The organism is Blautia hominis (assembly GCA_002270465.1).
GTDB lineage: Bacteria > Bacillota > Clostridia > Lachnospirales > Lachnospiraceae > Blautia > Blautia hominis.
Genome location: NQOF01000006.1, coordinates 237297 through 257570, shown reverse-complemented (window position 1 = coordinate 257570; position 20274 = coordinate 237297). Strand labels below are relative to the sequence as shown.

Below are 20274 nucleotides of genomic sequence, written 5' to 3'. Positions count from 1 at the left end.
GCATTCCATACTTGATAGTATTTTGCATTTCCCATATTTATTAACTCTAGTTTATCATTACATTGCAGTAATAGCAAGTGTTTTTCTAAAAATTTTTGAGGCATCACAAATTTTTTTGTATTTCTGTCGGAAAGTCTGTTTTTCCTGTAAAAATATACGCTGACACAACGATCTCTCAGGTAAAATATTACTGTCCGCACAAGAAAAAGCCATCATGGATTTCCGCTGTGGGATATCCGTGACGGCCTCTTTCTCAGTCTCTTTTCAACATAAAATTTACCATGGCTGTTGCCAGGAGTTTTCCGCTATTCTCAGAACGGCATTCTGTATGTATATTCGCAAGATGTTTTCCTATTCTGTCCGCTTTTGCTGTCACCAGCAGTGCATCCTCCCTGGTTCCGGGAAGCAGGTAATTGATGTTCAGGTTAATGGTGGGGGTCACTGCGCATCCGGTCAGGCTGCGTGTAAGCGCTCCGCTGGTGGTATCTATTGCTGCCGCTATAAGCCCTCCGTGCATAGTTGACATGTGGTTCAGCTCCCATTCCCGTATGGGATAGCGCAGGGTCAGGGAATGATCTGCGGCACTGCAGGAATGAAATTCCAGTCCCATTTTACAATAGAGGTGTTCCGGGTCCACAGGGTACATTTTTTCTATATCACGCTGAATCTCTGTTTCCATTTTTATCTGTTTTTCATCTATAGTCATATATTTCCTTTCTGTTCCAGCAGCATTTCTTCCAGATCCTGCAGAGGCACTGCAGGGCTGTACAGGTATCCCTGATACTGGCAGCATCCCATGCTTTCCAAAAGGCTGCGGATTTCCTCTGTCTCCACGTATTCGGCCATCACCTCAAAATCCAGGTTCCTGCCAAGAGCGATGATGGAGGATACGATCTCCTGATTTCTTTTATTGCCCACAATCCCCCTGACAAGGCTGCCGTCCAGCTTGACAGCATAAAAACTGTTGTGCTGCAGATACTTCAGACTGGTCCTCCCCATACTGAAATCATCTACAGCCGCCAAAATCCCCGCTGCTTTCAGCCTGCTGATATGCTGAGGGATCTCCTCCATTCTGTCCACTGCCGATTCCTCTGTGATCTCCAGACAGTAATATCCGGCCACACCGTACGACTCTGCCATCCGTATGACTTTTTCCACAAACCGTGGAGAATTCAGCTGCTCTCCCGATATATTGGCGGATATGGTGACCGGGCTTCCAAGGGTCAAAAGCCTGCTGCACGCTTTCATGGAAATCTCTATAACACATTCCGTGAGCCTGTCAAAAAAGCCATCCTCCTGGGCAAGTGCCACGGCCAGCGGCGGGTAAACTGTCTCCCCCATGTACCGCCACCGCAAAAGTGCCTCTGCACCTGCCATTTTACTTTCGCAGTTAAACTGGGGCTGATAACCCATGGGCAGATTCTTCTCCTCCACGTCGATCCGAAGCTGGGCCGCCATATTTCTTGCCAGTATTCCCATGCTGTCCCGCCTGTCAAGAAGACTTACCGCCGTGCCGTTCTTTTGCTGTTCTTTCAGATATTCTGTCAGCTCCTTCCGCAGCATCTCCGCCTGTAGTTTTCTCACCCGCTCAGAGAGCTTCACAAACGGTGTATAGATGGCTGTTCCCACCAGCACGATCACCGCCTGTACTGCCACCCCTCTCCAGGAGCCGGATGCCAGATAGCCGCTGAAAAAAACAGGTGTAGTCCACGTGACAGTCTCCTTCACAACGGGAAGAAATCCGCTTACTGCGGCACCGTAGGCAAGCAGCAGGGAACATAGGGGCGTCAGGATAAAAGGGATGATCATGATTGGATTCAATACAATGGGCAGTCCATATACAAGGATCTCGTTGATATTAAAAAAGACTGCCGGCGCTGCCGAACGTGCAAGCTGCCGGTTATCCCTGCTTTCCGTAAACAGCAGCAGTGCCAGCACGAGACAGATGGACGTACCGCATCCGCCGATCAAAGCATAATTATCCAAAAAAGATTTCGATATGACGGTCCCTGTAACCGCATCGTTTGGCACCAGATATGTCTGGGACACCTGTTCTAAAGCATTTCCGCCGTGTATCCCAAAGGCCCACAGCATATCCAGCACAAGTACATACAGGACCCCTGCCCCCAGACCGTCATTGATGTTGTGAAACAGACCCACAATAAAATCAGTGATCAGATCATTCAGATTATCTGCTTTAAAAATTGTCTGGATCAGCAGATTCATGGCCACAAAAATAAGTGCACAAAACAAAAGCGGGAAAATAGTGGAAAGGGAATTCCGGTAATCCACATCCGAACCGGCGGAGCGAAACTTAAACGCAGGAGACACCTTTTCACAGAAAAAGTAAAAGATCCTGGTGCCGGCAACCGCGGCAAACATGGCTGTAAATACTCCCACCGGACCCAGATCACTTAATTCCATGGAACCGCTCGCCGCGCCGAAGGACACCGCAAAACAGATGGCGGATACCACTATGGCCATGACCTGTAGAAACTGGTCTTTGTTTTTCATGGTTGCGGCATAGTAATAACTGATGCTCATTACCAGGTAGACCGACATAAATCCCACAGTGGAATCAAAGAGAAAACTTAATATCTGATACAGCACACCCCCTGCCCACTTTTCTATAAATGTCTGAAACACAGGCACCGGAAAGCTCCTGAAGAGCAGTGCAAAAGCCCCCACCAGCAGAGCGGGGATCAATAGTGTAAATCCTTTTCGGATGGAGGAGATGACACTGTTATTTTCTATTCTGTAGATCGTCCTCAATACTTTTCCATACATAAACGGCCCCCTCTGCCACCCCAAAATAAACCCGGGGTTAAATGATGATCTCGCATATTATATTTTACATGCCCGGAGTCTCTTTTGCAATCTAAAATCGGCAGGTTTCACCCTTTATTCTCCTTCCAAAATATACCAGTACAGCAGCCTGAAAGGGGCTTTCGGCCCGCCCAAATGTTTTGATGTGCTCTAATATTCCACTTGGAGCAGTGTCAATCCCTGGGCAGGCGCTGTGAATCCCGCTGATCCTCTGTCACAGGCCAGCAGGATATCCGTCATTTCTTCCGGTTTTCTGTCCCCTCTTCCCACTTCCACCAGGGTTCCCGTAAGAATCCGCACCATATTGTAGAGAAATCCATCCCCGGTGTATGTGATCCTCAGTTCCCCGGGCAGTGATTCCACATCAATGCCGTAAATGGTCCGCACTGTGGATTTTTTCATTTTTTTGTTGGAACAGAAGCTCTTAAAGTCATGGGTGCCCGTCAGCCGCTGAGCTGCCCTTTTCATGGCATCCACATCAAGCTCCTCATGAAGAGGGCACTGATACTTTCTTTCAAAGACATTCTTGTGATGCCCTGCTGCGATCCTGTACTGATATATCTTTTTCTTAGCCAGAAGACGGCTGTGAAAACGCTCGTTAACCCGGTTTACTCTCTCAATCCCTATATCCTCCGGAAGATAGCGGTTCAGGTATGCGCATATCTCCTCAGGGCTTTTATCTGTTTCCATGTGTACATTCGCCACCTGTCCTTTGGCGTGCACGCCCGCGTCTGTTCTGCCTGCGCCGTCTATCCGGATCGGTGTCTCCAGCATTCTGGACAGGACCTCCTCGATTTTCCCCTGAATGGTATTGCCCGTGGTTTTCTGCCTCTGCCAGCCCTCATAGCGTGTTCCGTCATACTGTATATCCAGTCTGTAATTCATTTTATATCCCTCTTCTCATAATATGCCTTCGTTTTTGTCTATTCTATCAGACATCCCATTCGACGAAAAGAGAAATTTTTCACTTTTTCTCTTGACAAATCCACTTTCACCTACTATAGTGATAAACATAAAATAAATAATCGTAACAGCGAAACCGTAGAATAAGAGTAGTAAATATCCAGGTTTTATTGATAACGGCAGAGTAAAACTGCCGGCAGAGAGTCTTAAAATGGTGGGATTAAGATAATAGAACGGATATTGAATGGACTTATGAGGTCGGGAAGAAAGGAATTTTTTCCAAGTAATACCCGACGGGATGTTCACCCGTTATCAAGGAACCATGTATGGAAGTACATGAACAGAGTGGATGATCAAATCATCAAGCCGGGTGGTACCGCAAAAGATTGTATAACAAGCTTTTGTCCCTGCAGAAATTGCAGAGGCAGAGGCTTTTTTTATTGCTGCTGTCCTCCCCTGAGTGTGTCAGAATGCATTTTCAGACATACTTAAACTCCATCTCCGGGATTCGCGCCATAAGAAAGGAGAACATAATTATGAAAAAAATTCCGCACAGAGTCTATTTAACTGAGGAGCAGATGCCAAAACAGTGGTATAACCTGAGGGCAGATATGAAAGATCTTCCCGACCCCCTTTTAAATCCGGGCACAGGCAGACCCATCACCGAGGAGGAACTATATCCCGTATTCTGTGAAAAGCTGGCACACCAGGAACTGGATAATACAACCCGTTACATTGATATTCCGGAAGAGATACAGGAATTTTATAAAATGTACCGTCCCTCCCCTCTCATCCGTGCCTATAACCTGGAAAAATACCTGGACACCCCGGCTAAAATTTACTATAAATTTGAGGGCAACAACACTTCAGGAAGCCACAAATTAAACTCCGCAGTAGCTCAGGCCTATTACGCAAAGGAACAGGGCTTAAAAGGACTGACAACAGAGACCGGTGCGGGCCAGTGGGGAACTGCCCTGGCAGAAGCCTGCTCTTTCTACCATCTGCCCCTGATCGTTTATATGGTAAAATGTTCCTACGAGCAGAAGCCTTTCCGCAAATCCGTGATCCATACATTTGATGCGGAGATCGTTCCAAGTCCCAGTGAGACCACAGAGATCGGCCGTAAGATCCTGGCTGAAAATCCAGGTACTTCAGGAAGCCTTGGCTGTGCCATCTCCGAGGCTGTGGAAAAAGCAGTTTCCACGGACGGGTACAAATACGTGCTGGGTTCCGTGCTGAACCAGGTACTGCTTCACCAGTCCATTATCGGTCTGGAGTCCAAAGCAGCCATGGAACTGCTGGATGAATACCCAGATGTTGTGGTAGGATGTGCAGGCGGCGGCTCCAACCTGGGCGGTCTGATCGCACCGTTTATGCAGGATAAACTCACAGGAAAAGCAAGCCCACGCATTGTGGCAGTGGAACCGGCTTCCTGTCCGTCCCTGACCCGGGGTAAATACGCTTATGATTTCTGTGATACGGGAAAAGTGACACCTCTGGCCAGAATGTACACCTTAGGCTGTGACTTTATCCCATCCGCAAACCATGCAGGCGGCCTGCGTTATCACGGCATGTCTCCTATCCTCTCCAAGCTGTATCACGACGGCTTTATGGAGGCAATCTCTGTGGAACAGAGTAAAGTGTTCGAGACAGCCACCATGTTCGCAAAGCAGGAGACCATCCTTCCGGCACCTGAATCTGCACATGCCATCTACGGCGCTGTCCAGGAAGCGCTGAAATGCAAAGAATCCGGAGAGGCCAAGACCATCCTCTTCGGCCTGACCGGAACCGGCTATTTTGATATGTATGCTTACCAGTCCTATATGGACGGAACTATGAAAGATTATATCCCAACAGATGCAGAGCTGGAAAAGAGCTTTGCACGGCTGCCTAAAATACCTGGTATCCAGGAATAATAGAGGCTCTGAAAGCCCCGTACTTCAGATTTTCCGTCTGAAATACGGGGCTTTCTTGCGATTTTTTTACCTGTCGATTTTTATGGTTAGGATCATGGGTATGATAATAAAAAATACAACAAATCCCCCAATCACTATATTATTATGCAGCTTTGAGACTGCATTCGGAAAAATAATACCGTCAAGGAAGATCCATGTAGGAGCTCCTATACTCCGGACAAGCCAGGCTGCAAACTCCCCTTTGGAAAAAGGCCCCCAATATGCAGGCGGTCTCTCTATTTTTTTGCCGGAAGCATACGTTGGATGAATTATAATATATATTTTATGAAAAATGTATTCAAAAACTAATAAGACCAAAATTACCCCAAAATAAGATTTAATATACGTGGGAATCATAAAACTCCTTTTCTACATATAATTGTCATAAATATAATCCTCCATACGCTGCGCCTGTCTTGCATGAAAATTATAACGCATGGCAGCATAGGCTGCCGTACTCATATCCACCATCATACATCCATATCCGCTTCTTCCAACTGAATAACAGGCATTCCCTCATCCTTTGGCAGTTTCTTTAAAAATGCCGCCACCAGGGGAAGCGATATGGCAAAGGTCAGAACATCTGCCACTGTCTGTGCGATCTGCACTCCTCTAAGCCCCATCACCATGGGTAATATAAGAATCAAAGGAATAAAACAGATCCCGCTTCTGAGCGCGGAGAGGAGGGATGCCTTTTTGCTCTCCCCCACACTCTGGAGCATCATGTTGGTACAGACAGAGAGGGGTTGGAAGAAGAAGGCAACACACTGGCAGCGGAGTGCAAAGACACCGATGGCGATCACCTCCGGGTCATCCCGGAATACGCCGATGATGCCTGAGGAAACCAGAAGACAGATAATGGCAAAGCTGCCAAGCATCACCTCACCGGCCCCTGCTGTAAACCAGAACCCTTTCTTCACGCGGGAATATTTCCCTGCGCCGTAGTTAAAGGCAGCCACCGGCTGAAATCCCTGTCCCAGCCCAAGGCCTACAGAGAACACCAGCATACAGATTCTGTTTACGATACTCATAGCCGCCACCGCCGCGTCCCCATATACTGCGGCCTGATGGTTCAGAAGCATAGTGGACACACTTCCCAACCCCTGCCGGATCAGACTTGGAAATCCTGTGGCAATGATCCGTCCCACTTCATGGATGTCCCGTGTCATAAGCCGGATAGACAGCCTGCTCTGGGTTTTCTTTGCCACAAACATATAGAGCAGGATAAAAAAACTGATCATCTGAGAAAGAGCCGTCGCCAAGCCGGCTCCTGCCACCCCAAGATCCAAGCCAAACATAAAGATCGGGTCCCCGATCATATTCAGGATACCTCCAGTGGTCAGTCCGATCATGGCGTAGGCCGCCATCCCCTCGTAGCGGAGAATATTATTCAGAACACAGCTTCCGGTCATAAAAGGGCCTGCCAGCAATATAAAAAAACCGTATTGCTTCGCGAAAGGAAGGATTGTATCCGTACTTCCCAGCACTTTCATAAACGGGGTCAAAAATGAAATTCCCACTGCGCCTATCGCGATCCCTGTCAAAATAGAAAGAAAAAAACTGGTGGATGCAAACCTGCTGGCACTCTCCCTGTCCCTTTTCCCAAGCTTTCTGGAGATAATGCTTCCCGCCCCGTGTCCGAACATAAATCCAAAAGCCTGCAAAATTGCCATCAGGCTGAAGACCACTCCCACCGCACCGCTGGCGCTGGTTCCCAGACGGCTGACAAAATAGGTATCTGCCGTATTGTAGATATTGGTGATCAGCATACTTATAATAGTAGGAATCCCCAAACGCACGATCAGATTGGATACCGGTGTCTCTGTCATTTTCTCGTACTGTCTCCGCTCCCGCTCCTCTGCTGTGATTTCTGCTGCTGTCATAATTTTTCTTTTTCCCCCTCTCTCAATATAAGTCCTGCCAAATTTTCCACCATAAACCGAAAGCTGGCGCTGCTGTCTGTCAGTTCATAAGTAAGATACCCTTCCCGTTCCAGGGAAACAAATCCGTGAAGCGCGCTCCGCATCATCCGCTGGAAATGCACCACCTTCTCCGGGTCCTTCACTTCCCTGCCGATCAGAACCAGAAACGGATGTATGATACGCTGTATACTCTGCCGCAGTTCCTCATTTTCCGAGGTTCGCATCTCTATGACAGCCTGGTACAGTTCCGGGCTGTCCTTGGCAAACTTCCGATATGCATCCGCCATAATAAAAAGCGCTTCTACAAAATCCTGATACCCATATGCCTGCTCCAGTGCCTTCTCCAGAATGGAGATACCATGAAGCCCCACTGCTTTATGAACTGCCTCTATGCCATTCACATGATTATAGAGAGAAGCCGGCTGTACTCCCAGACGGGCTGCCAGCTCACGCATGGAGAAATTCCGGTATCCCTTCTCCTCCACCAGTTCAATGGCCGCCTCCGCGATCACTTCTGTATTCAGTCCTTTTCTTCCCATTATGCCTCCTTGATTCTCTAACACATAATTCTGCTGCAAGTCCCTCACGCCGGATTGCTGTCCTTTCCGGCCATATTTTTCATGCGCATAGCAGCTTCACCCTTTTTTCCTGCCAAAATACGCACGCTTCAATACTATGTTTCTCATGCGCATAGCGGATGCACCCCGTATCCCCCGGTAACATGCACACACGCGAAGCAGATTTATGAGGTAAAACCAAAAACTAACACCGTTCGTATAATCTATATTATATACGAACGGTGTTAGTTTTGTCAATTATGGATAAATGCCGCCTGAGCTGCATTTTTCATAAGAAGTTCCATATCGCTGTAAGTGATGTGATAATATGCCTGAAGCAGTTCCAGTTCCCCGGTTATGGTGGTTTTGCTGACCGTCCGGTTATCCGTATTCACGGTTACGGGAATACCGGCCTCCAGAAATTCCAGGAACGGATATTCTTCCATGCTGTTTACCGCCCTGGTCTGCAGGTTGCTGACAGGGCACATTTCAAAAGGAATCTGCTTTGCAGCACACAGGGCTTTCAGTTCTTTATCCCTTCTGACCGCGATTCCATGACCGATCCTGTCAGCCCCCAGTGCTATGGCATCCCACACACTCCCCGGACTGCCGCATTCCCCGGCGTGGATGGTAAAAGGAATCCCCAGTTGTCTGGCAGTTTCAAACATTTCGGTGTGAAGCTTTACCGGAAAAGCCGCTTCATCTCCTGCCAGGTCAAGAGCAGCTACTCCCTGCCCCAGGTATTCCCTGGCAGTTTTTGCAAGCTCCACATTTTGTTCCGCCGGCATATGCCGCATACCGCAGAGGATCAAGTTCCCCTCCACACCATATTTCTCTTTTCCCTCCTGCAGGCCATCCAGCGCCCCCTCAATGATCTGCCTGCAGGTAAGGCCCTCACGCACAGATAAAAGAGGCGCAAACCGGATTTCCATATATACCACATTTTCCTTAGCCCCGTCACCCAGCAGCTCAGACACAGCAATACGGAAACTGTCCCTGTCCGCCAGACAGGACAACGGCAGATCAAATTTCTCCAGATACTCTTTCAGGCTTTTGCAGTCCGGCTGCACCTGAAGCAGGTCCATAAGCTTTTCTCCTGCCGGGATCTCCACCCCGGCTCCTGCCGCCAGCTTCCGGATGACCGCCTCAGAAAGAGACCCGTCCAGATGGCAGTGCAGGTCATATTTTTTCAGTTCCTCAATGGTATTCATTTGCATTCCTCCAGATAGTTACGGGATACAAAAATGGTCCCTTTTGGCATAGGTATGCCGAAATTCTCAGCCACACAGGCTCCCACCGCAGCAAAGGAATCCGCTTCGGGAAGCTCTTTACCCTCTTTAAAAGAGGGGGACCAGGCAAGAAACGGTACCTGTTCTCTTGTGTGGTCTGTCCCCGTATAGGTGGGGTCATTTCCATGGTCAGCCGTGATGATGAGCATGTCATCCTCCCTCATGGTATGAAGCAGGATTCCCAGCTTCTCATCAAATCGCATGAGCTCTTGGGCATAGCCTTCCGGATCTCTCCTATGCCCCCAAAGGGCATCAAAATCCACCAGATTCACAAAACAAAGCCCATGAAAATCATTCTCTTCTGCTTCCCGGATGGTCTGTTCCATGCCATGGACAGAGCTTTTTGACTTCAGTGCTTTTGTGATCCCCTCCCCGGCAAAAATATCATTGATCTTGCCAATGGAGATCACATCCAGCCCTGCATCCTTCAGGGCATTCAGCACCGTTTTTCCAAAGGGCTTTACCGCGTAGTCGTGGCGGTTGCTGGTACGCTTAAATTCGCCCTTTTTCCTGCCCACATAGGGCCTCGCAATGACTCTTCCCACCTTCCACTCATCTTTCATGGTAAGTTCCCTTGCGATCTCACAGCAACGGTACAGTTCTTCAAGTCCGAAAGTTTCCTCATTGCCGCAGATCTGGAGCACAGAGTCGGCAGAGGTATACACGATCATATGCCCGGTTGCCATTTCTTCCTCCCCCAGCTCATCCAGAATCTCTGTTCCGCTGGCACTTTTATTTCCAATGACCTTATGCCCGGTCCGCTTTTCAAGCTCAGAGATCAATTCCGGCGGAAATCCGGTTTCCGTGAAGGTGATAAAAGGCTTTTCTGTCTTCAGCCCCATCATCTCCCAGTGGCCTGTCATGGTGTCCTTTCCCCTGCTGATCTCATTCAGCTTTGTGTAATACCCCATGGGATGTTCTGCAGGCTTGATTCCCTCCAGCGGGTGAAGGTTTGCGATTCCCAGCTTCTGCAGATTCGGCAGGGAAAATCCTTTTACATGTGAGGCAATATGTCCCAGGGTGTCTGCCCCTGCATCCCCAAACTGGGCCGCGTCCGCAGCGCCGCCCACCCCCAGGGAATCTATCACGATCACAAATACTCTTCTGAATCTTTCTCTATTTTCCATTTACAACCTCTTTCCAAACAAATTCTAAGCCAGATTATCCGGCCCAAACCCCATAGGCAGCATCTCTCTCAGGGTATATATACAGTAGTCTTCCTCATTCTTTGCCAGGATGATCTGAAAAGTCTCAGGATTGCAGAATTCCATCATCACCTGCCTGCAGACGCCGCAGGGTGCTGTAAAATCAGTGAGCACACCTTCCTTTCCGCCTACTATACAGATAGCCGAAAATTCCCGTTCCCCCTCGCTTACAGCCTTAAAAAATGCAGTCCGTTCCGCACAGTTGGTGGGTGTATATGCGGCATTTTCAATATTGCAGCCCTGATAAATTTTCCCTTCTTTTGTACAGAGCGCTGCTCCTACCTGAAAGCCGGAATAGGGGGTATAAGCCTTGCCCATGGCCTCCACAGCCTGCCGGATCAGTTCTGTTACCGGAATCATGCCCTGTTGTCCCCCTTCCCTGCTTTTTCTTTTCGTATCAATTCCCGGACAGCCTCCACTGCCACCTGTATCGCACCTTCCGTGTCGTGTACCACCGGATTGGGCAGATCTTTTTTGGCCCGTTCCTGGTTGGCAACCACCAGAAAAACACTGCCTGCGCGGACCCTCAGATAGCTGGCCACAATGAAAAGGGCCGCGGATTCCATCTCTGACGCTTTGCAGCCCAGCTTCAGCCATGCATCCCACTTGTTTAAAAGCTCATATCCCACCGGTTTTGTCTCCGGAGAGTGCTGGCCGAAAAAAGAATCTTTACACTGCACCACTCCCACATGATAAGGTTTTTTCAATGTTTCCGCTGCACTTACAAGGGCATTTGTCACACCGAAATCAGGTACAGCCGGGAACTCAATGGGGGCATACTCCTTACTGGTCCCTTCCATACGGATGGCCCCGTTGGCAATGACAATGTCACCGCTCTTCACATCCAGGTCCATCCCCCCGCAGGTGCCTATCCGGATAAAAGTATCCGCACCTGACACAGCCAGTTCTTCCATAGCAATAGATGCAGAGGGGCCGCCAATGCCTGTGGAGGTTACGCTTACCATCTCTCCCTCCAATGTACCCGTATAGGTCACATACTCTCTGCTGTCCGCGATCAGCCTGGGATCATCAAAATACTTTGCGATCTTTTCACATCGCTTGGGGTCGCCCGGCATGATGACATAGCGCCCCACATCCCCTCTTCCCACCTGTGTGTGGTATTGTTTTCCCTCTACTTCCGAATAGTTGATCATACATTCATCCCTTTCCTGTAATTTACGTGCCTCATAGGTTTATTATAACAAAACACAGAGAATAGAAAAGGTCATGAGTCTCTTTTTTACAAAAACCTGTTTTTGTGTTACAATGCAGTTAGGTTTTACTATCCCTGACGCCTGCCCGGCTTCTTAACATTCTGCTTTCTCTGCGGACACCACCAGGAGGTTTAAACAATGACATGGAACTTACTTTTAATTTCATCTGTGATTCTGCTCTGTATTCTGCTGCACCGGGTTTCCGATAAAATCGGTGTGCCTATGCTGCTGGCTTTTATTGTCCTCGGCATGGCTTTCGGCACAGACGGAATTGTAAAGATCCCTTTTGAAAATTATGAACTGGCAGAAAATGTCTGCTCCACTGCCCTGATCTTTATTATGTTCTACGGCGGTTTTGGCACCAGCTGGAATGAGGCCAGGCCCGTTGCTGTCAAATCTGTGCTCCTCTCCACTCTGGGCGTTGTGATAACAGCCGCCCTCACAGGTTTCTTCTGTTATTTTATCCTGAAATTCAGTTTTCTGGACAGTATGCTCATCGGTTCTGTGGTCAGCTCCACGGACGCGGCCTCCGTCTTCTCCATACTCCGTTCCAAAAATATGGGACTTAAATATGGGACTGCCTCCATGCTGGAGCTGGAAAGCGGAAGCAATGACCCCTGCTCCTATATGCTCACTGCAGTGGTCTTATCCGCCATGAGCGGCACTGCCAGCGCAGGCTCCATCTTCTATATGATATTTGCCCAGTTGTTCTTCGGCATTCTTTTCGGATGCCTCATAGCCTTTGCTGCCCGGTTTATCCTGCGGCATATAAATTTTGATATCGCCGGATTTGACATGGCTTTTGTCATCGCGGTGGCGCTGCTTTCCTACACACTGCCCTCCATTGCCGGCGGAAACGGATATCTGAGCGCATACATGGTGGGGATCATTCTTGGGAATACCAAGATCAAGAATAAAAAATCGCTGGTAAACTTTTTTGACGGGATCACCGGACTCATGCAGATGCTTATTTTCTTTCTCCTGGGCCTTCTGGCAACACCGTCGCAGCTCCCCCGCATCTTCCTGCCCGCCCTGGCCATCGCCCTGTTTTTGACACTGGCTGCAAGACCTCTAGCTGTTTCCGCCATACTGGCACCCTTTAAATGCCGCTTGAACCAGCAGGTACTGGTCTCCTTTGCAGGTCTCAGAGGCGCCGCATCTATTGTTTTTGCCATTATGGCAACCGTAGATGAAGCTTATACCGGCTTTGATGTCTACCATATTGTATTCTGTATTGTACTTTTATCCATCTTGTTCCAGGGTAGTTTTTTGTCCCAGGCAGCCAAAAAGCTTAATATGAGCGATACGGAAACAGACGTCATGAAGACCTTCAGTGACTATTCCGAGGAGGCAGATCTGCAGTTTATCCGCATCCGCATCACGGAGGAACATATCTGGAGCCACAAGGCTGTCAAAGACATCTCACTTCCGCCTGACACTTTATTCCTCATGCTGCTGCGGGGGGAGGAGACGGTGATACCCAGCGGTGAGACCATCTTCCGGCCAGGAGATACGGCTGTATTAAGCGCCCGGGGATATCAGGAACAGGAGGATCTGGAACTGACAGAGATGAAAATAACTGCCAAAAGCCCCTGGATCGGCATTAAGATTTCCGACTTTTCCCCCTATCCGGGTGAGCTGGTCATAATGATCCTGCGGGGCGATGAAACCGTTGTCCCAAAAGGTGATACCATCATCATGGAAAATGACCTGCTTGTAATCTACTCTGTTCCCGAATACAGAAAAAATCTGCCTGTAAAAGAATTGCCGGCAGGATAAAAACAGCTCTGCGGTTTTCTCCTCCGCAGAGCTGTCTGTCTTACATATAAGATCTCCAGTATCCCACATGCCTTTCATTGATCTCTTTGATGATCTCCGGTTCCACCTTGAAGTTTCTCTCTATATCCATGAGACCGTTGATCTCCTGCTGCACATCCGACACCTGTGTGTAGCAGAAGCCGCAGATATAAGGCACCTTTTTCACAGCCGTCGTGATCTCATCGAAACGGCGGATAAATTCTTCCTTACTGTTTACTTTATTCCCGTATCCCCAGCCGCTGTCATCATTGTTGAAAGCAATTCCGCCATACTCGCTGATCAGGATAGGCTGGCCTTTGTATTCATATCCGTTTGCCATAGCGGATTTGCTGCTGCTGTGATACATGTCTGTACTCAGGATCTCTTCCTTATGCCCTGCATACCGGTTGTAGAAAATATCGCCGCACTCCTCATAGTCATGAAGCGTGATGATATCGGAAACTGTATGCTCCCATCCGTCATTGACCACTACAGGGCGGTATCCGTCCATGCTCTTTGTGAGATGATAGACTGCCTCTGTGAAATGCTGCTGTTTTCTCTCCACTTCCACCCTCTGGATGCCCCAGGATTCGTTGAACGGGGTCCAGGTGATGATGGACGGATGGTTATAATTCTGACGCACAATGTCAATCCACTCTTTTGTGAACAGTTCCACCGCATAGTCAGAATATCCGTAGGCAGCGGCAGCCTCACTCCAGACCAGCATACCTTTCACATCACACCAGTACAGGAAACGCTCGTCCTCAATCTTCTGGTGCTTGCGCAGGCCATTGTAGCCAAGGGCATGGATTTTGTCAATATCCTCGATCAGCGCCTCCTCACTGGGCGGAGTCAGATGGGAATCTTTCCAGTATCCCTGATCCAGGATCAGCCTCTGGTACAGAGGCCTGCCGTTCAGCAGGATGTTTGGCCCGTCGATCCTGATCTCTCTCATGCCAAAATAAGAACCAACCTCATCGCATACCTCCCCCTTATACAGTACACGGAAGGAAATATCATACAGATCCGGTTCTTCCGGAGACCAGGTCCTCACGCCCCAGACAAAGGCATTCTCCCCGGTACCTGAAACATCCAGCACTGTCCTTGCATGGGAGGAAGCCATGGCAGTCACACCTTTCGCCACAAACATGCCGTCAAAGCTGACCACTGCCTCCACCATAAGTTCATCCCCCAGGCAGGCAAGATCCCCAGTGATCTCATATTCCAGCTCCACCGCGTTGTCTGTCAGGACCGGGGTTATCTTCACATTGTCCAGCCTGATCTCCGGAACATATTCCATCCAGACTGTTTTCCAGATCCCCGTTGTCTGCACATACCAGCAGGCAAAATTTTCTTTGATCCAGCGCTGTTTTCCTCTGGGCTGGCGGATGTCTGTGGAATCCTCCACTTTCACCACCAGCTGGTTTTCCCCGTCCTGCACAAGGTCTGTCACGTCAAAGGAAAAACGGGAATATCCGCCTCTGTGGCTCCCTGCAAAACTGCCGTTGACCCATACTTTTGTCAGGAAATCGCTGCCCTCAAAATGCAGGAGGAGTCTCTTATTGCTGAGTTTCTCGTCCTCCGCTGTGAAGCTGCGTCTGTACCAGACATTTTCATGGATCTCCTCCTGACCGATACCGCTGAGGCTGGTCTCATAAGTAAAGGGAACCTGAATCTCTTTCTTTCCACCGAAATTCTTGTACCACACCTCTTTTTCCCCGCGGTTGCCGTCATCAAATCCAAAATCCCATGTTCCGTTCAGATTCATCCAGTTGTCCCTCACAAACTGGGGTCTTGGATAGTCTTTTTTGTAGCACTTCATTTCTGTTTGTCCTCCTTATAGGTGAATGTCAATTGCTTTTCTTGTCATCCCTTGACGCCTGACATGGTGATCCCTTCCACGATCTGACGCTCGAACAGGATGTAAATAAGAATCACAGGCACGGCTGCTATCATATTTGCTGTCATTGGTTTTACATAGTCCACAGTGTAGGTTCCCGCAAAGGTGGGGATACCAATGGGAAGGGTGAACTTGCTGCTGCTCATGGAACAAAGCAGAGGCCATAAATAATTGTTCCAGCTTCCTATAAAGGCGAAAATGCAGACCGTTGAGATGACTGCTTTTGACAGGGGCAGGACCACCTTGAAAAATGCGGTCAATTCTCCTCCTCCGTCAATCTGCACTGCCTCCAAAAGCTCATTGGGAAGCCCTTTAAAGAATGTTACCATAATGATCAGATTCATGGAACCTGCAATGGTGGGTAATATAAGGCCCGCATAGGAATCAATCAGATTCAGGCCGTTTGCGGTGATAAAAAGGGGCACAATGGTGGCTTCCCCCGGTACCATCAGGCCCAGAAGAAAGTAAAAATAAAGCGCATTGCTTCCCTTAAACTTAATTTTTGCCAGCGCGTATGCTGCCATGGCGGACAGGATGACCGTCAGGACCGTGGTCAGCACAGCAATGAATACGCTGTTGAACAGCCATTTTGTCACATCCGAACCCAGGATAAGGTCCGGGTAGTTTTGGAAGGTATACGGCGGCGTGAACCAATCCAGTATACTGTTGATCTGCTTACCTTCTCTCTGGAAGGAAACTGCAAGAGACCACAGAATGGGCGTCATAAATATAACCGCCAGAATCACGGATATGACAGACAACACCACACTGCCCGGCTTTTTCTTTGCATTAGTATTCATCAGCCTCTGCCCCCTTTCTCTCAATCGTCTTCTGCACAATTGTCAGCACCACAAGGATCAAAAACAGTACATACGACATAGCCGCTGCATAGCCCATGTTGTTTTTCTTGAATGCCGTCTCGTATATGTACTGGATCAGCGGCCTTGTGGAGCCTGCAGGCCCGCCTCCCGTGATCATATAGATCTGTCCGAACACCTTAAAGCAGGCAATGACCTGTAAAAGGATCACCAGGTATGTGGTTGGCTTCAGAAGAGGCAGCACGATGGAAAAAAGCTGTTGTCTCTTGGTGGCACCGTCTATGGATGCCGCCTCATATATCTGAGGCGAAATATCCTGCAGGGCTGACAGATACAGAAGCATGGAGAAGCCCACAGTCCACCAGATGGTCATGGATGTAATGGCCGCCCAGGCAAGCCCGCTCTCATTCAGCCACTGCAGCTCCCTGTCCGGGGGCAGAACTTTGATAAAATGCAGAAATCCGTTGATGAATCCCCTGTACGGTGTAAACATATATTTTGCAACAAATGCCGCAACCGATACAGACAGTACACTGGGAAGGTAATAACAGATACGCAGACCCTTCTTTAATTTGTTCGGCCTGTTGGCAAACAGTGCCAGGATCAGTGCCATGACCACCAGAAGGGGTGTGGTGATCAGCACGAAATAGGTGGTGTGCCAAAGGGCATCCAGAAACTTTTTATCTCCCAGGAATTTAACGTAATTGTCAAGTCCCACGAATTTTACTTTTCCCATAAGGGACCATTTGTGGAGGCTGACATAGACACCCTGGATCACCGGCCAGATCGTAAATGTTGTATACAGGATGAAAAAGGGAAGTATAAATCCCAGTCCTGCCAGCAGGTTTTTGCGCTTTCTTTTTTTGCTCACTTGATTTCCTCCTTACAGCTTAACGCTCACAATAGTTTTGCTGTCTGCAAGGGAAAGGAGAGCTTGTATGCTCCCCCTTCTCTGCCCTGCTCCTTTATGGAAGATTCGTATCAAGTTCGTCGTAAAGCATATCAACGGCCTCTGCCGCGTCTGTATCTCCTGACCACAGAGTGTTCAGACTGTCGATCATGCCTGTCTTCATAGCATTAAATGTAGAAACCTTGGAAGGAAGGACTGCTGTGTCCAGAGCTTCCATGTAGCTGCTCCTGTACGGCATATCCAGATATTCCTGGCTTTCCCGGACAGCATTGCTGGCAGGTATCTGACCGGAACCGGCCCAAGTAAGACCGCCTTTTTCGGAAGCACTTACCATGAACTCTACTGCTGCCTTGCTGTCCTCTTCGCTTCTGTCTTTTTTGGTAGGAAGGATCAGTGTATGGGAATCTGCCCAGCATGCGTTTTTATCAAACATCTGCGGGTAAGGCATAGCGCCGAAATTCAGGTTCTCTGTTTTCTCCAAGGCGCCGGTCCCCCATGTGCCGCCAATATAGATACCGGCTTTTCCGCTCTGGAAGAACTGCTGATGATCATCAATCCCTTCCGCTACATAACCTTTTTCGTAGAGGCTCTTTACAAATTCCGCTGCCTTCACCGCCGTATCCTTATCCATGGTAACTTCGCTGCCGTCCTCATTGACAAGAGGTGTTCCTCCCATCTGGAAGTATGTAGCCCACCACACGCGGTACGGGTCGTCGCCGTTATTTGTCAGGGAAATGACAGAGCCGCCCTCGGGGATAACCGCTTTGATCTTATCGCAGATCCCGTAGAAATCGTCTGCGCTGGCAATCTCTAGCTGGCCTTTGTCATTCAGCGCAACACCTGCCTGTTCCAGGATATCCTTGTTGAAATACATGATCTCTGCATGGGTGTCAAGCGGGACTGCATAGACGGAACCGTCAAAGGTTACGGATTCCAGGGATGTCTCGGAATACATGGTACTCAGATCCACTCCCAGCTCATCCAGATAATCATCAATGGGTGCCACCACACCCTGTTCCACCAGCTCCGGCAGGGAAGATGCATGAGAGACTCCAATGTCCGGCCCTTTACCTGCTGCCACCGCTGTCTGCAGCTTTGTATAGTAATCTGCCCATACCAGCATAATGGACTGTACCTGTTTCTCCGGGCCTCCTTCATTGTACTCACTGATCATCTTGTCCATGAATTCCCCGTCACCGCCGCTGAACAGGGACCAGAATACCAGCTTGTCCTTATCTATGGCTACTGCCTCCGGGTTGTTTACCGTTCCGTCTTCATTGACATCTGCAGAGGCTTCCTCCCCCTGTTCTGCGGTTCCTTCTTCCTGAGAGGATTTTACCCCCCCCCCTCACTTTTTTCTGAACTTTCGCTTCCACAGCCGGCAAGAGCTGCTGTTGCAGTTAATGTAAGTGCCAGGATTGATGCGATTGCTTTACGTTTCATACTTTCTTTTCCTCCTTGAAATTGGTTTCCTATCTTTTTGACCGGTCATAAAAACAATATTACTGTTGGTTATTGCTATGTACCCTTGTTCTTTAGAACAGTTTTATTGTTCTTTATGCATCCATAATACCGTCATTTTGTCTGTATGTCAAGTATAAATTTGCTATAATTTGTGGTTTTGACCATTTGTAGCAGTATTTTCATTTATTAACAACAGTTATACTGTTGCATTTACTGCTATTTGACCTACTGTTTTCAGTATTTCTGTTATAACTCTTTCACAAAGGGCCATGTCATAACAGAAGCCGCGCTCCACAGGTTTTCTATTCTCATAAAAAAACTGCCGTATGCGGAAAGCTGTAAATAATCTGACAACTTTTGGCATACGGCAGTTTTGATCTTCCCGGCCGCTTACAAGTATTCAATACTCAACGCTCATTACAATATCCTGCTCATAGTTGCCAAAGGATTTTCCAAATAGATTAAATCCCCCAATGTATCTTGCATCCTCCTTATTCCCTATGCGCACATCAATATAGGGTTTTTCCATTAAACAAAGGTCCTCCAAACTTACTTTGGCAGCCTCACTTCCGTTGATAAAGCAGCCGTTTTCCAACACCTCCCAGGTCATGAGCATTCCATACTGGGTGGAGCCGTCCGGCCATACGGAAGGGTTCAGTCTCCCTCTTCTGCTTCCAAAATCCCCGGGGCATGTCCAGGTCCCGCAGTCCACACCGTTTATCCACACCGTAATATCTGATTTCCAGTCTTCCCTGTATCCCGGCGCCTCGGAACAGATTTCCATGGACAGGCTCAGACTCTTGGCATGACGGTTCCTGGGAACCGCATTTGCAAATTTGTATTCCACATAGCCGGCAGATGTCCAAAAAAGCCCTGCCCTTATTTTCTCAGGATCATAAAAACTGTATTCCGTATCCTCCATACCGATAACGCCCTCCGGGGAATACAGGCCGCAGGTGGGATGGACTTTGCAGCCGGTGTAGCTGCCGATAGGCATTTCCACACTGACGATCTCATTGACATCCAGATTCCGCCTGAGCAGGCACATATTTACAAAATCAAATTTTCTGCTGCAAACCTTCATGGTCCCCCTGCTGCCGGGCTGTTCCTCCATGCGGATCAAATCTGCTTTTTCCAGAAGTTTCAGATGAAAAGCCGCACTGGACTGGGGAATGTCCAGCGCCTTCGCGATCTCTCCTATGATCATATTGTCAGAATAGAGAAGCTTCAATATCTCCACGCGCACAGGTGAGGACAACGCCTTTCCCACATCACAGAGTGCATCCGCATTCTCCATATCCAGGTCTCTTATTTTTGCCATAATACACCACCGTTTCTTTTCTCCTGCAGTCAAATACCCTGTTTTAATAGATTTTGTGTAACTATTCAGTAGGTCTGCGCATTCACTGCGCTATCCGTAAGAAAGTGTACCACAGCCAAGCAAAAATCCCATCGCCAAAGGCGATTCTGCATGGATTTTTGCCTGTAACTGTGAGGGTACTGAACAGTTACGA

General features: G+C 48.6%; 17 protein-coding genes. 3 read left to right on the top strand and 14 right to left on the bottom strand.

Going from position 1 to position 20274, the window contains the following annotated elements; translation table 11 throughout:
• Window positions 1–253 precede the first annotated feature (253 nt).
• The 3 genes from CI595_RS19430 to truA form a co-directional block, all read right to left on the bottom strand.
• Window positions 254–706, bottom strand: coding sequence for a PaaI family thioesterase (locus tag CI595_RS19430; protein ID WP_095175271.1), 453 nt, complete (start codon window positions 704–706; stop codon window positions 254–256).
• Window positions 703–2787, bottom strand: coding sequence for a PTS sugar transporter subunit IIC/EAL domain-containing protein (locus CI595_RS19425; protein WP_095175270.1), 2085 nt, complete (start codon window positions 2785–2787; stop codon window positions 703–705). Before CI595_RS19425 ends, CI595_RS19430 begins: the two co-directional genes overlap by 4 nt.
• Before the next feature lie 189 nt (window positions 2788–2976).
• Window positions 2977–3711 carry a tRNA pseudouridine(38-40) synthase TruA gene (truA, locus tag CI595_RS19420; RefSeq protein ID WP_095175269.1) on the bottom strand — a complete coding sequence of 245 codons (735 nt, stop codon included), beginning with the start codon at window positions 3709–3711 and terminating at the stop codon, window positions 2977–2979.
• Window positions 3712–4265: 554 nt separating this feature from the next.
• Here truA and CI595_RS19415 point away from each other — a divergent pair.
• The gene (locus CI595_RS19415; protein ID WP_095175389.1) at window positions 4266–5645 is read left to right on the top strand and encodes a TrpB-like pyridoxal phosphate-dependent enzyme; all 1380 of its coding nucleotides are present in this window, start codon (window positions 4266–4268) and stop codon (window positions 5643–5645) included.
• 100 nt (window positions 5646–5745) lie between these two features.
• Window positions 5746–5952: a hypothetical protein gene (locus CI595_RS26145; protein WP_147737750.1), complete on the top strand. Its 207-nt coding sequence runs from the start codon at window positions 5746–5748 to the stop codon at window positions 5950–5952.
• A gap of 202 nt (window positions 5953–6154) precedes the next feature.
• Here the strand turns inward: CI595_RS26145 and CI595_RS19405 are convergent, their stop codons facing one another.
• The 6 genes from CI595_RS19405 to udp all read right to left on the bottom strand — a co-directional run bounded on the left by CI595_RS19405 (window position 6155) and on the right by udp (window position 11811).
• The gene (locus CI595_RS19405; RefSeq protein WP_095175267.1) at window positions 6155–7567 is read right to left on the bottom strand and encodes an MATE family efflux transporter; all 1413 of its coding nucleotides are present in this window, start codon (window positions 7565–7567) and stop codon (window positions 6155–6157) included.
• Window positions 7564–8145 (bottom strand): TetR/AcrR family transcriptional regulator, encoded by a 582-nt coding sequence (locus tag CI595_RS19400; protein WP_095175266.1) that lies wholly within the window; start codon window positions 8143–8145, stop codon window positions 7564–7566. Before CI595_RS19400 ends, CI595_RS19405 begins: the two co-directional genes overlap by 4 nt.
• A 272-nt stretch (window positions 8146–8417) precedes the next feature.
• Entirely contained in the window at window positions 8418–9374 is a 957-nt protein-coding gene (add, locus tag CI595_RS19395; RefSeq protein ID WP_095175265.1) for an adenosine deaminase, read from the bottom strand.
• Window positions 9371–10579 (bottom strand): phosphopentomutase, encoded by a 1209-nt coding sequence (locus CI595_RS19390; protein ID WP_095175264.1) that lies wholly within the window; start codon window positions 10577–10579, stop codon window positions 9371–9373. Before CI595_RS19390 ends, add begins: the two co-directional genes overlap by 4 nt.
• A gap of 24 nt (window positions 10580–10603) precedes the next feature.
• Window positions 10604–11017 (bottom strand): cytidine deaminase, encoded by a 414-nt coding sequence (locus tag CI595_RS19385; RefSeq protein WP_095175263.1) that lies wholly within the window; start codon window positions 11015–11017, stop codon window positions 10604–10606.
• Window positions 11014–11811, bottom strand: a complete 798-nt coding sequence (gene udp / locus CI595_RS19380) for a uridine phosphorylase (RefSeq protein WP_095175262.1) — start codon at window positions 11809–11811, stop codon at window positions 11014–11016. The genes CI595_RS19385 and udp overlap by 4 nt, the downstream gene beginning before the upstream one ends.
• 198 nt (window positions 11812–12009) lie before the next feature.
• Here udp and CI595_RS19375 point away from each other — a divergent pair, with 198 nt between their 5' ends.
• Window positions 12010–13650, top strand: coding sequence for a potassium/proton antiporter (locus CI595_RS19375; protein ID WP_095175261.1), 1641 nt, complete (start codon window positions 12010–12012; stop codon window positions 13648–13650).
• Between the two features lie 40 nt (window positions 13651–13690).
• Here the strand turns inward: CI595_RS19375 and CI595_RS19370 are convergent, their stop codons facing one another.
• The 5 genes from CI595_RS19370 to CI595_RS19350 all read right to left on the bottom strand — a co-directional run bounded on the left by CI595_RS19370 (window position 13691) and on the right by CI595_RS19350 (window position 20081).
• Window positions 13691–15490, bottom strand: coding sequence for a glycoside hydrolase family 2 protein (locus tag CI595_RS19370; protein ID WP_095175260.1), 1800 nt, complete (start codon window positions 15488–15490; stop codon window positions 13691–13693).
• Window positions 15491–15534: 44 nt separating this feature from the next.
• On the bottom strand, window positions 15535–16368 hold the full coding sequence (locus tag CI595_RS19365; protein ID WP_095175259.1) for a carbohydrate ABC transporter permease: 834 nt from the start codon (window positions 16366–16368) through the stop codon (window positions 15535–15537).
• The gene (locus tag CI595_RS19360; RefSeq protein WP_095175258.1) at window positions 16358–17257 is read right to left on the bottom strand and encodes a carbohydrate ABC transporter permease; all 900 of its coding nucleotides are present in this window, start codon (window positions 17255–17257) and stop codon (window positions 16358–16360) included. Before CI595_RS19360 ends, CI595_RS19365 begins: the two co-directional genes overlap by 11 nt.
• A 94-nt stretch (window positions 17258–17351) precedes the next feature.
• Window positions 17352–18479: an extracellular solute-binding protein gene (locus CI595_RS19355; protein ID WP_243135217.1), complete on the bottom strand. Its 1128-nt coding sequence runs from the start codon at window positions 18477–18479 to the stop codon at window positions 17352–17354.
• 681 nt (window positions 18480–19160) lie between these two features.
• The gene (locus CI595_RS19350) at window positions 19161–20081 is read right to left on the bottom strand and encodes an ArsR/SmtB family transcription factor (RefSeq protein WP_095175256.1); all 921 of its coding nucleotides are present in this window, start codon (window positions 20079–20081) and stop codon (window positions 19161–19163) included.
• Window positions 20082–20274: the final 193 nt, after the last annotated feature.

What these genes read in the sequence shown, in the direction of transcription:
- CI595_RS19430 (WP_095175271.1), bottom strand. Translation starts at nt 706, where the DNA reads ATGACTATAGATGAAAAACAGATAAAAATGGAAACAGAGATTCAGCGT.
- CI595_RS19425 (WP_095175270.1), bottom strand. Translation starts at nt 2,787, where the DNA reads ATGTATGGAAAAGTATTGAGGACGATCTACAGAATAGAAAATAACAGT.
- truA (WP_095175269.1), bottom strand. Translation starts at nt 3,711, where the DNA reads ATGAATTACAGACTGGATATACAGTATGACGGAACACGCTATGAGGGC.
- CI595_RS19415 (WP_095175389.1), top strand. Translation starts at nt 4,266, where the DNA reads ATGAAAAAAATTCCGCACAGAGTCTATTTAACTGAGGAGCAGATGCCA.
- CI595_RS26145 (WP_147737750.1), top strand. Translation starts at nt 5,746, where the DNA reads ATGATAATAAAAAATACAACAAATCCCCCAATCACTATATTATTATGC.
- CI595_RS19405 (WP_095175267.1), bottom strand. Translation starts at nt 7,567, where the DNA reads ATGACAGCAGCAGAAATCACAGCAGAGGAGCGGGAGCGGAGACAGTAC.
- CI595_RS19400 (WP_095175266.1), bottom strand. Translation starts at nt 8,145, where the DNA reads ATGGGAAGAAAAGGACTGAATACAGAAGTGATCGCGGAGGCGGCCATT.
- add (WP_095175265.1), bottom strand. Translation starts at nt 9,374, where the DNA reads ATGAATACCATTGAGGAACTGAAAAAATATGACCTGCACTGCCATCTG.
- CI595_RS19390 (WP_095175264.1), bottom strand. Translation starts at nt 10,579, where the DNA reads ATGGAAAATAGAGAAAGATTCAGAAGAGTATTTGTGATCGTGATAGAT.
- CI595_RS19385 (WP_095175263.1), bottom strand. Translation starts at nt 11,017, where the DNA reads ATGATTCCGGTAACAGAACTGATCCGGCAGGCTGTGGAGGCCATGGGC.
- udp (WP_095175262.1), bottom strand. Translation starts at nt 11,811, where the DNA reads ATGATCAACTATTCGGAAGTAGAGGGAAAACAATACCACACACAGGTG.
- CI595_RS19375 (WP_095175261.1), top strand. Translation starts at nt 12,010, where the DNA reads ATGACATGGAACTTACTTTTAATTTCATCTGTGATTCTGCTCTGTATT.
- CI595_RS19370 (WP_095175260.1), bottom strand. Translation starts at nt 15,490, where the DNA reads ATGAAGTGCTACAAAAAAGACTATCCAAGACCCCAGTTTGTGAGGGAC.
- CI595_RS19365 (WP_095175259.1), bottom strand. Translation starts at nt 16,368, where the DNA reads ATGAATACTAATGCAAAGAAAAAGCCGGGCAGTGTGGTGTTGTCTGTC.
- CI595_RS19355 (WP_243135217.1), bottom strand. Translation starts at nt 18,479, where the DNA reads ATGGACAAGATGATCAGTGAGTACAATGAAGGAGGCCCGGAGAAACAG.
- CI595_RS19350 (WP_095175256.1), bottom strand. Translation starts at nt 20,081, where the DNA reads ATGGCAAAAATAAGAGACCTGGATATGGAGAATGCGGATGCACTCTGT.